The organism is Novipirellula aureliae, assembly GCF_007860185.1.
GTDB classification, from domain to species: Bacteria; Planctomycetota; Planctomycetia; order Pirellulales; family Pirellulaceae; genus Novipirellula_A; species Novipirellula_A aureliae.
In genome coordinates this window covers 1-13,591 of the sequence record NZ_SJPY01000008.1, presented here as the reverse complement: position 1 = coordinate 13,591, position 13,591 = coordinate 1, and the positions used below count along the sequence as shown (strand labels likewise).

Here is a 13,591-nt window from a genome sequence, read left to right as displayed (position 1 = left end):
CACAACAAAACAAAACCCAGGCTGGAAGCCTAGGCTACGGCCAAGTCGCCGCAAAACAAAACCCAGGCTGGAAGCCTAGGCTACGGCCAAGTCATCGCAAAACAACATCAAGCGCGGCGATAACTGGTGTAGGACTATCGTTCTCATCAAATTTTGGGATCAACGAAAACCCTTACTCAAGAAACTTCGGTGGCACCTCGATGGTGACTTGGCTCTCTTCTTCTGGATGTTGGATTCGCCAGCGCAGTTGTGCGACGGCTTTCCTTCCGATTTCTTCGGGTTGGATGTCAATGGAAATGGGACGAGGCTCCAAGCCCGCCAATAGCGACGTCTCATTGTTGCAGGAGAGGATCTCAAGATCGCGACCGATCTGTATGCCCAGACTTTTTAAGATGGGGTAGAGTTTTGCCGTCAGTGCATCGCAGGTCACAAACATACCGGTGGGCCGCTGCCCTTGGGCCAAGAAGGCTTTCAGTGTCTTTTGGATCAAAAGATCACGATCTCGGTCAATCTCCAACAAATCCAATTGGGACTGCTCAATCTCACACTGCCTCGCACTCAAACCTTGCTCCTCCGCCAGCGACGAAAATGCCGCCCAGCGATCACACAAATTGACCCTGGAGATCAGCGAGGAAGGAGTCACGTAGGCAAGCGTTTTGCAGCCCTTGCTCGCCAAATAACTCACCGCCAAACGGCCAACCTTGCCATGGTTCACCCGCACGCGGTCAGCGGTAAGACGCTCGCTAATGCCGCTCATGACATACACCACCTTGTACCTTCGAAGTACTTCCATCGCCTCAGGCGATACAGCGTCAAGATGGGGCCACACAATCACTCCATCCACACCTCCCTTGGCAACAATCGGCGGCAAAGGTCGCTTTGAACCCACCGCTCCATGCACCATGCTCATTCCATGCGAAGCCAGAGCCTCTTCAATGCCCTGCAACACATTTGCCATGATGGGCGAACGCGTCAGGACCTTAAGGCTTTCGCTGGATGTCAAAAACGCAATATTGCCGGTTTTGAAGCTGGTATCGTTTAGACGTCGGGGACCACGGCGACGCGATGGAGGCTTGGGCACGTACCCAATGTCTTCCATGATGGCCCTGATCCTATCCGCCGTTTCAGAACGCACACTCCCCTCGCTATTGATAACGCGAGACACGGTGGTGTGGGATACACCGGCTAGTTCGGCGACTTTAACAATGGACATAACACCTCAATTCAACAAACAACAACATCCAACTTGGCGACAATTCCTCTCCCTACGGTCTTTATTCATTGCTTTTTCAGGACCAGCTTGCGAAGGTTGATGGGCTGCCAATGGCCCTTGTCGGGCTTGATACGGAGGCTGCACTTACCCGCCTTGTCAATGCTAAACTTCCCCAGCGATCGATGGACATAGTTGCCATACCCTCCGGTCGAAGCGACTTCCACTAACCCTTGCTGATCTGGCAAGTCGACCAGAAAACGGCTTGAATCTTGCTCGACGGCCAATTCGGCTATGATCTCATATTGCCCTGGTCGATCGACCTGAAACGACCATTCCACCCAAGCGTTTTCATCGGTCCAATAACCAATATTGGGAGTGTCCTCTTGGTGTTGTACACGGGCTTGGTCCGCCCCTTCGTTGTTGTGGATATAGGCCACGTCGGCGGAAAGAACCAAGGATCCCTCTTCGTTGGGCATCGCTAAACCGGCCTCAATGTCCAATGCTCCGCGGACCTTTAGCACCACAACGCTGTTGATCGAGTCGGGGGCCCGTGCAGGCAGGGCAACGACGATTCCCGAATCCTGTCGGCGAGTTTCTAAGGCCGTCGAATCGGCCATCAGGTAGGCCTGCTCGATCTGGCTCTTCAAACCGGGCACCAGCAGTTCTCCATCTTCGGGCCAGTCAAAAACGTGCAGATACAGGATCGTACCGTCGCCGACTTCCTTCTTCGTGCAACGTCCCCAAGCCAAACGGCCCAAGGGACTGGCAGTCGTGCCATAAATCGATTCGCTGTTGGTCTTCATCCAGCGACCGATCGCCTTGAGTCGATCGACGGCTTCGGGCAACAACGTCCCTTCGCCGGTGGGGCTAACGTTCAGAAGGTAATTTCCACCCTTGCTAGCGATATCTGCCAGATTTCGAATGAGAGTCGACGCAGACTTGAAATTGGTATCGGACTTCTTGTACCCCCAACTGCCACTGATGGGCATGCAAACCTCCCAGTCTTGTCCCGCCGGAGCAAGCCTTGGGATATTCCGCTCAAAGGTCTTGTAGTCGCCCGGTGAGTTTTTGCCTAGACGATCATTGGTGATGATGCCGGGCTGGAGGGCCGTCACACCGTGCAGACTTTCAAAGGCCTCCTTGCTCATCTCTCGAGGAGTGTCCCACCAGAAAATCGAGATGGGGCCATAATCGGTCAGCAACTGTTTTGCTTCGGGAACCGCCTTCTCTCGAACATACTCGTCAAAACTGACTCGCTCGATCGTCTTGTCCCAACTGTTTCCCATGCCGCCAGGATGATGCCAATCCTGGCACTGTGAATAATAGAAACCAAATCGAATCCCTTGCTCTGCACAGGCGTCGGCCAGTTCCTTCATGATGTCACGCCCAAACGGCGTGGCGTCGACGACGTTGTAGGGACTGCACTTCGAATGAAACATGGCGAAGCCATCGTGATGCTTGGCAGTGATGACGAGATACTTCATGCCCGCCTCTTTGGCCAGTTCCACAAACGCCTTGGCATCAAACTCGGTGGGGTTGAACTTATCGACATTCTCTGTCTTGTAGTCCGCAATTGGAATCCGGGCCTTGTTCATCATCCATTCAGCGCTGTTGGTCGGCATCTTACCCTTGTATTCGCCGCCGGTTACGGAATAGACGCCCCAATGAACAAACATCCCAAAGCGAGCAGCGTTCCACCACTGCAATCTTTCTGAACGCTGCTCGGCGGTTTCCTGCGATTGCGAACCAGCCATTCCAGCTTGCTCGGCCCAAAGCATAGGACCTAGCAACGCAAAAAATATCACGCAGCATGTCACACCTGCTTTACGCATCACTGCCATCACTCCACCTCCAACAAAATGTTCATGAACGGGGCTCCATACGATGGAACGCGTCTCTCAACAAAATTGATGCGAAGCAGGCCATCCAACCCCTCGGCACCTTTGCGACAGTAACAACGCATAAATCTCTGCCCTAGAGTGCCAATCTACCACACAATTCACAATTAATGAACAGTTCTAATGCCGTATGCACAAATTTTTTTTAAAAAAACACGATCGTAAGATTGCCACGTTTCGACGGTCCCATTTTGAGAGCCGGGCCCACCGGTCATAAAAGCGTTGACGAAAGGATGCCCGAGCCTGGCGTCATCGGCTCATGAATGCAGGGAAAAACAAGATTGGGACCGCCGAACGAAACGACCGCCACTCTTCCCGGAACCCCACCGTTGACCGTGACTTCCTCATTCTCCGCCGTTCGATGTTAATTAAATGTTAAATGCAGGATCGGCTGACGTCGCCCCCCACAATTAACAGAACGCAACCGCTTCCCATTGCCTCGTCGCTTCTTCGTGGAATTTGAGTGGGTTTTCCCCCTGATGTACTCGGATAGGGTCCAGCAATTGGGCGGCGGTTTTAACGCGGTGAACTCCACCGGATCAAAAACCAACATCCCCCGCCGCTCCCCGGCCTGTCGATTTAATCGTTTAACGCTTAGCCGAAGGCGTCAGCTTTTCCATAATCGGTCGCCTATGGCTTGGCGTTAAACAATCAGTCGAGTCAAACCGATTAAATCGACAGCCCGTCCCGACGGCGGTAGCTGCGGTGCAGACCAACCGGGAAGCAGACAACCTCAGAAACTCTCTGGTTCTCGAATAGCGTGGACTAAAAAACGGAGCGAGTTTCACAGCGGGTGTTTTTCCTGCTTGCGTCCAGCTTGTCCGGGCGGAGCAACACGTGGCAGCTACATGTCAAGCTCGACGGAAGGATGCTTCACGTTTCAGAATTCCTAAAGTCCATACCATTCCTCTGGTTCTCTATTTAATATGGCAACACCGGCTAACACCCTGGTTAGCACATCGAGGGTGGCGATTTTCAACTCAGGCATGAGTGGAATTGAAACCAGTTCCACGATAGGGTAACGAAGTGAAAACGTTTCTTTCCTTCCGGATACCATCATGAACCAGTCAAGCTCGCGAATCGCTTACCTTCCCTTGTTCGCCATACTCGTGGTGGCCAACTGCAATTCAGCCATTGCGATCGAACCGTGGCCCGAAAATCCTTGGTATTGGTCCGCTGGCGGTCGGCCCGTCATGCTGATGGGCGGCAGCGACGATGACAGTTTGTTCCAGTGGCCCAAAGATCAATTGATTCCGCAACTCGATCGTATTGCTGCCGCAGGCGGGAATGTGATTCGAAACACGATGAGTGATCGTAACGACAAAGGCTTCGAACTCTACCCTTTTTTGTGTCTTGAAAATGGAAAATATGACCTCGGCCAATGGAACCAAGAGTATTGGCAACGCTTTGAGCGAATGTTGTCTGAAACGAAACGCCGAGGCATCTTTGTTCAAATTGAAATTTGGGACCGCTTCGACTACACGGATTCCGGAAAAAATTCGCGTGGTTCAACTCATTGGCACGACCATCCCTACAACCCTTTGAACAACGTCAACTATACGTCTGCCGAAAGCGGCTTCGAAAAGCGTTATCCCGATCACCCGGGCAGCAATCGACAGCCGTTCTTTTTCACGACGCCAAAGCAACGAAACAACGAGACCGTGCTGGCGTTTCAAACAGCATTCGTCAGCAAAATGCTTGATCACTCGCTTTCTTATGATCACGTCTTGTATTGCATCGACAATGAGACCAATGGTGACCCGGCATGGTCGCGTTACTGGGCCGAATTCCTGCATCGCCGCGCTGCATCCGATGGGAAACAAGTCATGGTCACGGAGATGTGGGACGATTGGAACTTGAACGCTCAACGGCATCGGCAAACGTTTGACCACAGCGAATTGTACGCCTATGTCGACGTCTCGCAGAACAATCACAACAAAGGTCAAAAACACTGGGACAATTTTCTGTTTGTCCGAAAATATTTGAACGATAAGCCACGTCCGATGAACACAACCAAGACTTATGGTGCGGATGGCAACAAGTTCGGCCACAGCGACCAGGATGCGATCGAGCGTTTTTGGCGACATTTACTTGCGGGTGCCGCATCGATCCGTTTCCATCGTCCTGATGCAGGAATGGGGATCAACGACAAAGCCGTCGCTTGCCTCCAAGCAGCACGGCAAGTCGAATCGCAGGTGTCGTTCTGGGATTTAGATCCGGCGAACAAGCTTCTAACGGAAAGGTCCGAGAACGAAGCCTATGCAGCGAGCAACTCCGACCGCAGTCTGTCGGTGGTTTACTTTCCTAAAACGGAACCTGCACGAACCGTCAGACTTGAGACCGGAGCGGCATCCACCAAGTTTGAAATCCGCTGGATCGGAATAGATATCGGCGCAGAGACGCAAATCGAAGACGCTCGATCGGATGAATCGAAACGCATTCCTTTAACACCGCCGCTAAGTGGCAATGTCGTAGCGGTTGTGAAACGGCTACCGTCATGAAGCACCTGTATCGCGTCATCGTTGAAAACAATACGGACACGCTTTTTGGGCGGTCATGGCAACGGAAGTGAACCGACTGACGCCGCGACGATGTAGCCACAGGACAAAAGCCATGTCAACCTTCGCCGCTTCAGCCACCTTGATTTCCGCCGACCAATCGACCATCGAAATTGATTCCATCGGCACGCCGGAACCAAAAATCAAAGCGACGAAGTCTGAGACAATCGAAACGGACGATCCACACGTTGAACTTACTCGTATGCTACTGGTCCAAGCCAACACGCACACCGGCCTCGAAGACGGCGGACGGTACACCGTCAAACGTTATCGCTCCACCAAACAAATCACTGAAGACGGCTGGCAATACAATACCATCGAGCTACAACCACTCAACAGCAACTGTCAGCCAATCCAAATCACCGAATACAACGCCGATGATGTGCGAATCATCGGTGAATTCGTCTGTTGGGTTGCAAGTCACGATGATAGATGAAACCCTCCTTGCGGCTGACGTTAGATGAACTCACTGCCATGCATTCCACAAATTCTTGCGGGTCCATTGTTTATTGGGCACGCAGCACTCGCACCTTTTCACCCAACTGCGTTGTGTTACCTCCCGTGATTGCGACGCCAAGTCGCAGAATGTATCCTTGTTGAGCGTTTGCGTGAACAAAACGAGTCGTTTCTAACAGGCATCTTCCTCGCGTGACTCCAGAACAACTAGCTCGGCTGAACATCGACCGCGATTTGTCGGCGGCTGGTTGGATTGTGCAGAACCTTTCCGATATGAACATCTCGGAAGGGCGTAGTGTTGCGGTTCGTGAGTTCCCTCTCAAGACAGGTTTGGCCGACTACACCCTATATGTTAATGAAAAGATGATCGGGATCGTCGAGGCGAAGCCAGAAGGGCATACACTCACAGGCGTCGAAATCCAATCAGCCAAGTACGCGGATGGATTGGAGCCAGGTATTCCGCATTACTCGATCCCGTTGCCGTTCGCCTACGAATGGACGGGGCTAGTGACTCGCTTCACAAACTCGCTCAACCCTCATCCGCGAAGTCGTGATGTCTTCACATTTCATCGTCCTGACGAGTTGCTGCAATCGTTTCGCAACACCTACAACCCGCGGATCGCAGTCACCGTCGACATGATCGCCACCGGTACCGACGTCAAACCGCTCAAATGTCTGATCTTCATGCGGAACATCAAATCGTGGTCCTACTTCGAGCAAATGAAAGGCCGCGGCAGCCGCGGCATCGACTCGGACTCGCTCAAGTCCGTCACGCCCGACGCCGCCTGCAAAACCCGCTTCGTCATCGTCGACGCCGTTGGACTGTGCAAACAGGACAAGAACCATTCAAAGCCGCTTGATCGCCAGCCCACCGTCTCGCTTGAGCGCGTCCTGAAAGAAGTCAGCAAAGGCGTCGTCCATCCCGACCTCGCCAGCACTCTCGGAGCCAAGATAAGTCGCCTTGCCGGGAACCGCAGCGAAGGCTGGCACAAAGACGTGGAAAAGCAGATCGACGGCCGGCCCGTCAGCCACGTCATCTCCACGCTCTTCGACAGCGTCGACGCCGACAAGAACCGCGAGCTGGCAGCCAGCAAATTCAGCGTCACGCCCGACCAAGTCACCGACACCCAGCTGGACGAAATCGAAGCCGAACAAGTCCGCACCGCCTTGCTCCCGTTTCACAACCCTCAGCTCCGAGAAATCCTGCTGCGACCCGAGCATCAGGTGATCGACAAATTCACGCGCGACCAACTGCTGACCTCCAGCTTCGATCCCGAAGCCAAAAAGCGAGCCGAAACGCTGGTCACCAGTTTTCGTCAATTCATCGAAGACAACAAAGACGAAATCGAAGCCATCAGCATCCTCTACAGCCGTCCGTATGCCGCCGGATTGCGGTGCAGCCAAATCAAAGACCTCGCCCGCCGCCTGTCGATCAAACCGTTTCACGTCGACGAGTCCCAACCGCAAACGCTGCTCAAACTTTGGCAAGCCTTCGGCGCGGTGCATCCGGACAAAGTCGACACCAACGGCAAGCACTGCAAACACATCGTCGACCTCGTGGCGTTGGTCCGTCACGCGATCGACCCCGACTCGCCGCTGCGACCGGTCGGCATGACCGTCGAGGAGCGATTTACCGAGTGGCTGAGCGACCAGCAGTCCAGCGGCGGCGAGTTTACTGACGAGCAGATGCAATGGCTGGTCGCGATCAAGGACCACATAGCCAGCAGCGTGATGATCGAGCAAGACGATTTTGAATATGCCCCGTTCAATCAGTTCGGCGGCATCGGCCGCGCGTACGAACTGTTCGGTACGTCCTTGAAAGCTGAAATGAGTTTGGCCAGTTAGCAAGTAGGAATGACGAGTCGTCAATGAACGGAATTTACAAAGACGATCCTACCGCGACCTATCGTGGCTACCGAAGGCAGGCTCTTTACTGCTTGTATCGACTATTTGATGACGGACTGTCTGATGACACTATCATTCAGCCCGAAGGCAACGAAGACCTTGAAATCCAAGACAGTTCTGGGCAGCGACTCGAAGTAGTTCAAGTTAAAGACTACTCAGCTAATCTCTCAGCATCGAATTTCAAGCCGTCGTTCTATCGTCGTATCAGTGATCTTTGTGCCAGTGATGCATCGGTCAAAATCAAGATTGTTTCTTTCGGCGAAATTGGGCCTGAACTCTTAAAGGCGTATGACAACGACAAAGATACCCCCAAACGCTCCATAGACACGCTGACAAAAGACCGCGATGAAACGGACAAGGATGGAAACAAGAAGACCATCAAGGGGTTGAGTGAGGCCGAAGCGAAAGAGGTCTTTAAGCGTATTGAGGTTGAGGTTGTCGATGAAGAAACACTCACTAAGCACGTAGTCGACAAATTGAAGGCCACCATGACCTCAGGTAATCCCGAGGTGGCCTTTGTAAATCTAATGTGGTGGTTGATTTCATCAGCGGAAAAACAAAGGCGTTTGACTCGCTCGAAAACCGTCGAGAAATTGACGCAACTTGGCAAGTTCGTTGCCTACCGAAATGCACACGCTCAGGAGTGGAATGTATCAATCAAACCCATCGAGTCGGCATCGTCAGATGCTGAAACTCGCGAAAAACTGAGCCAAGAGTTTTTCCAAGGGGGGCGAGTTCGAGCGGAACACGTTGCCGCAGGGTTGGACGTTCCACGAGACCCCGCCATCACGAGCATTCACGAGGCGTTTCTGCGAGAGAATGTAGTCATTCTTCGAGGTGCATCTGGGCAAGGCAAAACAACGTTGGCCTACCGCTACCTACTCGACTGGGCGCCGTCAGACTTTCGATATCAAGTTGAGAAGGCGGCGAGTCTCGAACATGCCCGCCTCATGGCAGCAGCAATCGCAGGACACGCCGACATCATCGACGTGCCGTCGATGATCTACATTGACGTACGTCCCGGAGACAACTGGTGGGTCGAAGTCGTCCGAGAATTGGCGGGCGTTAACGGAATCCGCGTATTGGTGACACTAAGAGAAGAGGATTGGTTCCGATCGCGTGTTTCTCCGGAGGATTTTGCATTCGCAGACGTCTCGATGGATTTCACCGAGGAATCGGCCAGCCAGATATTTGAGAACCTGCGGAATGCAGGCTATGGCGACAAGCAACTGGATTTTCAAGATGCATGGTCAAAACTTGGGGACCGAAAGACGCTCTTCGAGTTTGTTTATCTGGTAACTCAAAACGAAAGCCTATCTCAACGGGTTAAAGCTCAGATTGGCATTCTCAAAGACGAAGTTAACAAGGGTGAGTTGGTCGACAAGGAACTTCACCTACTGCGGCTTGTTGCAGTGGCTTCTGCATATGAAGCGAGGCTCGATCTAAAGGCTCTTGCGGAGTCTATCGCGCTGCCAGAACCAACGAGGGCATTGGAGCGATTCGGGAACGAGTATTTACTTCGTACGTCGGCAGACGGAAAGCATGTCGAGGGATTTCATGCAATTCGGAGCGAGATGATTGCGCGAGAGCTAACTGATCCAGTTCTTCAACCTCGCGGGAAAATTGAATCTTTACTTCCGCCGCTTGTAATAGAAGACGATTTAGAAAGCTTACTGCTTTGTTCATTTTCTCGGAATGAGAACGCCACCTCCGATGTTGTACGGAGGCTCGATGGAATTCAACTCGATACATGGACTGGCGTACGAGGAGTGCTGGTTGCGCTCCAATGGCTTGGCATCAAGCAATACGCGGGGAAGAACACGGACCTCGTGGCAGAGGTGCGGTCAATTTCGCCAACTAGTTGGTGGTTTACATTGGACTGGGACCTAGCACACGTCAAAGGCGACAAAGGTTTCGCAATTCTTCAGCAGCTTGCGAAAACGACACCATCTTTTGCCGCGGCGGCCGCCGTTTCTAAAGGCTATCAAAATCGCCAATCCAACAAGAACGAGGTCTTTGATTTCGCTCGACAGTGGCTTGGTTCTTTCCCAATACCGCAAAACGATCTCGATTCGGTAACGCACTTCGCTGCGCTCGGAGAAACACTCTACTGGCTCGGACATCTTGGACAGGAAAACCCCAACGTATCGGGTTGGCTGAACGATCAAACGATTACTGACGCATGGAACCTATTACCATTGCAACTGTTTGCACGTTTCGCAGCAGGCATCTTCAAGTTCGCTCCTGAATTGTACACAGGTTGGGTGCGGGAGCATCGCGAAGAAGTTGAACGACGAATTCGCTCTGATGCGACAATCATCGCACTAGTTGAGGATGACGACTGCTTGGTAGCTCATTTCGTAATCGACATTGAGCGGGAAGCTTCGGATTTGAAGAGCGCGGAGCAGGAAACCAGCGTAAACGACTTAGCCGTACAACGTGTCGAGATTGTTTCGGCGTGTCTGCCGGGATATGCGAGGTATGGTGCTGCGGGTTACGGCCATCAAATGAGTCTGTTTGAATCGTTGGGAGATGACTCAACTAAGAGAATGCCGCTTGAAAACATAACGATGCCGTGGCTGCCGGAATTCAATGCTCTTTCTCGTGGTGCGGTCGAGTTCGGGTTTCGCCCAGAATCATGGGACGACTATTTCGCAAAAGTACGTGAACTTCGAGAAAAGATCGGAAATGCGTTTTCCAATTTTCGGCAAGTGTTGGCAAAGAACGGAGACTCAAATCTCCTTGATACTGCCGCATGGGACGAATGCAATAAATGCCTCAGTGGCGAGTTTCTGCTCCCAAAATCCGCCGTGGATGAATGGGGGTTCATGGCGGAATCACGGTCTGATAAGTCACTTGGGGAAATGGCGACCAGTTCCGCTGTTTCGAGCTTCATGGAATCAATGGGCAAGAAGTTCGTCGCCAAGTCAAATCTAGACCCCTTTAACAGAGCGCTCAACGAATTCACGAACACGCTCGGCAACTTTTTTTCACAGGCCATTCAGGCTCTCGCGCTAGTACCCGACTTGAGAACGGCGGTCAGTGAACGTGCACGTCAAGCCATTCTCGACAAAGGCAAAGAATTGGGAGTGATTGAGGACTCAATTCGACTATCCGTTCTAAATGGCATGGATGCGTTAATCGCCCTTCGGAAGCTACAGGAAACGGAACGGACTCTAAACCTCACTGATCGTTTAGAGTTCGACGACGGTTTTAGCCAGAAAGAACTTCGAGATTTCTTAGAGACCATGCGGTCATGGATGTTGTTTTGCTATCCGGATCAGGTCCTGCCTAACACATCGAAACAAAAGAAAAAGAGGCGAAAAAACACAAAGGTCCGGAGTTCAAAAGAACTGCGAGATTGCCTGCAAGCGACAGCCAATCGACTTTCACAAGAGCTCAAAAAACTCAAGAAGGGAGGAATTGACGCGAAAATCATTAGTGAAACTGTACCATGGTACGGAGAAACATGCCTCTGGATTAGCTTTGATACAGAGCATCCACTTGGTTCGCTTGTTGCAGTTGAAGCAATGTGGAAAGCGCTAGTTGAGGCCCTTCGCCCCGATCGCGACAAGATTGTTCGCTCGAAAACGATCGACTATCTCTGGTCCAAGATCGTTTTGGTACCGTTGGTTCAAGGGCGCAGTCTTGACCGACAGGCCTATGCTCACATGAAGGGCGCGTCTTATGCGCTGGATGAAGACCCTGCAACACAACTTTGGCGATTCGTTCCGGAAGAGATTCCGATTTCCGCGTGGGGCGAACTCGGGTTGCCACAATGGAGTCATCCGGATCAAAGAAAAGTTTTCGACGACTTCACAATTGCATACGGGACTACATTTCAGCACGTCGATCACATGGCGGATTTCACGAGATGTAAGGTTGATCTCGACGAAGACGGAGAGAGGGTGTTCCTCGAATATGCGCAACGAGCCGCCAAACGCGTCGAACCATTTGTGCAAGAAACATTCGACTCTTGTGAAGAGCTTCTCAAACATTTCCCTGAGCTGAATGAGGAAGTCATTGAGGACCGTCCGAATATCTTGAACTGCATGAATTTGATTGTCGCAATGGGGGATGCAATTAAACCATCTGAAGACTTTGATGAGAAACAAGGCCTTACGATTGACGAGATGGCTGACTGGCGTAACAGGCTGAGGGACGGCCTAAACCTGTTGGGTGAGGCACAGTCGCTTTGGATGGCCGACTACTTGGGCATTCCGGGTTTCGACTATCCAGACGACTCCAACGAAGCTGAATAGTTGTTTGTAGTCTGCTTTCCTACATGGCTTACACCGAGCAGATCACGTTTCTGCTCTTTCTGAAAATGGCCGACGAGCAGTCGAAGCCTCCGTACAACAAAAAGATCGTGCCCAAAGGACTCGATTGGGCCAGCTTGCTGCAGCGCGACGGCGAAGAACTCCAACGACACTACCGGCATATCCTCGATGAACTGGGCAAGGAGTCCGGGATGCTCAGGGCGATCTTGAAAAAGACGCGGCAGGATATCCAAAACCCCGCCACACTCCGCCGCGAGAATCGTCGATTCTGTCGACACCGAGAACTGGTCCAGCATGCAGGCCGATACCAAAGGGGATATCTACGAAGGGCTGCTCGAAAAGAGTGCCTGCGAAAGCCCCAAAGGCGCGGTGCAGTACTTTACGCCAGAATCTCACAGCAAACGGTTCTACTTTTCCATATCGCTCAGCTGCAGATTCAACGCACCGATGGACATGCGGATTTCAATGAGTGAAATCGTCAATGATCCGACCATCAGTACGAGACTAATCGCGAAGACAACTTTACCGAAGAATACAATTCCTGCAAATAGCAACCCCATGCATAACGTGCATGAGAGGAGACTAGCGACACCGAGTGTTTGCATGTCCCTAATCAAGTTCACCCGCCGACGCAAGTTTGCGATCTGTGCGGCCGCTACGGGATCAGGTGTCTTTTGATACTCTCGGTGCAACGTGCGGATAACGGTTGCCAAGGCGAGAAACCGGTTGGTGTAGGCAAGCAACAGCAGTGATATGGTTGAGAAAAGCAACGCGGGGGTGGTGAGTTCAATGTTCATTTTTTCCTTTCCAAGACGACTATACGCGTCCAAACGAAAATAGCGATATCGGATGCCGATCCGACCCAGAAAAGCAAACGCACGCGGGGGGGACTTTTCCACGGGCGTTTCGTTTGTGGCGTAAGCTTCTAGCTTGCGATGGTTGGCTTGGTGATCGTTTGGTTTGCGAAGAGATCATTGCAAAATGAACATTGCAAAGGGTTCATTGCTTGGTGGGGCAAGACGGCGGAAGCCGCGAGAAAGAACAATGAACAGGAAAAGCAGATTGCGAAGCAAAACTGCAATTGGAACCTTGGTAGTGGATCTTGTTAAAGATCCTTGTTGCGAGGGATCTTTAACAAGATCCACTACGGCTAACCCGGATTATTCACGAGACACCAAACAAAAAGGGCCTTTCTTGCGTCTAAGTGTTTAACAACCAAGCACTTTCGACAAACAAGGAAGACCCTTCATGAGTTTACAGTCTGCGCAGCAATTTGTCTTG

Annotated in this window: 8 protein-coding genes; 4 read left to right on the top strand and 4 right to left on the bottom strand. The window is 51.9% G+C overall.

From position 1 onward, the window contains the following. Positions 1-172: 172 nt before the first annotated feature. On the bottom strand, positions 173-1,213 hold the full coding sequence (locus Q31b_RS22420; RefSeq protein ID WP_146601911.1) for a LacI family DNA-binding transcriptional regulator: 1,041 nt from the start codon (positions 1,211-1,213) through the stop codon (positions 173-175). 65 nt (positions 1,214-1,278) lie between these two features. Continuing rightward, positions 1,279-3,054, bottom strand: coding sequence for an alpha-L-fucosidase (locus Q31b_RS22415; protein ID WP_231617769.1), 1,776 nt, complete (start codon positions 3,052-3,054; stop codon positions 1,279-1,281). A gap of 1,115 nt (positions 3,055-4,169) precedes the next feature. Here Q31b_RS22415 and Q31b_RS22410 point away from each other — a divergent pair. The 4 genes from Q31b_RS22410 to Q31b_RS22395 all read left to right on the top strand — a co-directional run bounded on the left by Q31b_RS22410 (position 4,170) and on the right by Q31b_RS22395 (position 12,292). Next, positions 4,170-5,612 carry a DUF6298 domain-containing protein gene (locus tag Q31b_RS22410; protein WP_146601910.1) on the top strand — a complete coding sequence of 481 codons (1,443 nt, stop codon included), beginning with the start codon at positions 4,170-4,172 and terminating at the stop codon, positions 5,610-5,612. 112 nt (positions 5,613-5,724) lie between these two features. After that, positions 5,725-6,105: a hypothetical protein gene (locus Q31b_RS22405; RefSeq protein ID WP_146601909.1), complete on the top strand. Its 381-nt coding sequence runs from the start codon at positions 5,725-5,727 to the stop codon at positions 6,103-6,105. Between the two features lie 293 nt (positions 6,106-6,398). Next, entirely contained in the window at positions 6,399-7,970 is a 1,572-nt protein-coding gene (locus tag Q31b_RS22400; RefSeq protein WP_197172072.1) for a type I restriction endonuclease subunit R, read from the top strand. A 23-nt stretch (positions 7,971-7,993) separates the two neighbouring features. Next, positions 7,994-12,292: a hypothetical protein gene (locus Q31b_RS22395; protein WP_146601907.1), complete on the top strand. Its 4,299-nt coding sequence runs from the start codon at positions 7,994-7,996 to the stop codon at positions 12,290-12,292. Here Q31b_RS22395 and Q31b_RS28570 read toward each other — a convergent pair. After that, positions 12,262-12,621 carry a hypothetical protein gene (locus Q31b_RS28570; RefSeq protein WP_197172069.1) on the bottom strand — a complete coding sequence of 120 codons (360 nt, stop codon included), beginning with the start codon at positions 12,619-12,621 and terminating at the stop codon, positions 12,262-12,264. The genes Q31b_RS22395 and Q31b_RS28570 overlap by 31 nt on opposite strands. Before the next feature lie 96 nt (positions 12,622-12,717). Beyond that, positions 12,718-13,107, bottom strand: a complete 390-nt coding sequence (locus Q31b_RS22385) for a DUF2721 domain-containing protein (protein WP_146601906.1) — start codon at positions 13,105-13,107, stop codon at positions 12,718-12,720. Positions 13,108-13,591 lie beyond the last annotated feature (484 nt).

Bases quoted from the DNA above. Each gene is read 5' to 3' on its own strand.
- Q31b_RS22405 (WP_146601909.1), top strand. From the start codon at position 5,725: ATGTCAACCTTCGCCGCTTCAGCCACCTTGATTTCCGCCGACCAATCG.
- Q31b_RS22385 (WP_146601906.1), bottom strand. From the start codon at position 13,107: ATGAACATTGAACTCACCACCCCCGCGTTGCTTTTCTCAACCATATCA.
- Q31b_RS22415 (WP_231617769.1), bottom strand. From the start codon at position 3,054: ATGGCAGTGATGCGTAAAGCAGGTGTGACATGCTGCGTGATATTTTTT.
- Q31b_RS22400 (WP_197172072.1), top strand. From the start codon at position 6,399: ATGAACATCTCGGAAGGGCGTAGTGTTGCGGTTCGTGAGTTCCCTCTC.
- Q31b_RS22395 (WP_146601907.1), top strand. From the start codon at position 7,994: ATGAACGGAATTTACAAAGACGATCCTACCGCGACCTATCGTGGCTAC.
- Q31b_RS22420 (WP_146601911.1), bottom strand. From the start codon at position 1,213: ATGTCCATTGTTAAAGTCGCCGAACTAGCCGGTGTATCCCACACCACC.
- Q31b_RS22410 (WP_146601910.1), top strand. From the start codon at position 4,170: ATGAACCAGTCAAGCTCGCGAATCGCTTACCTTCCCTTGTTCGCCATA.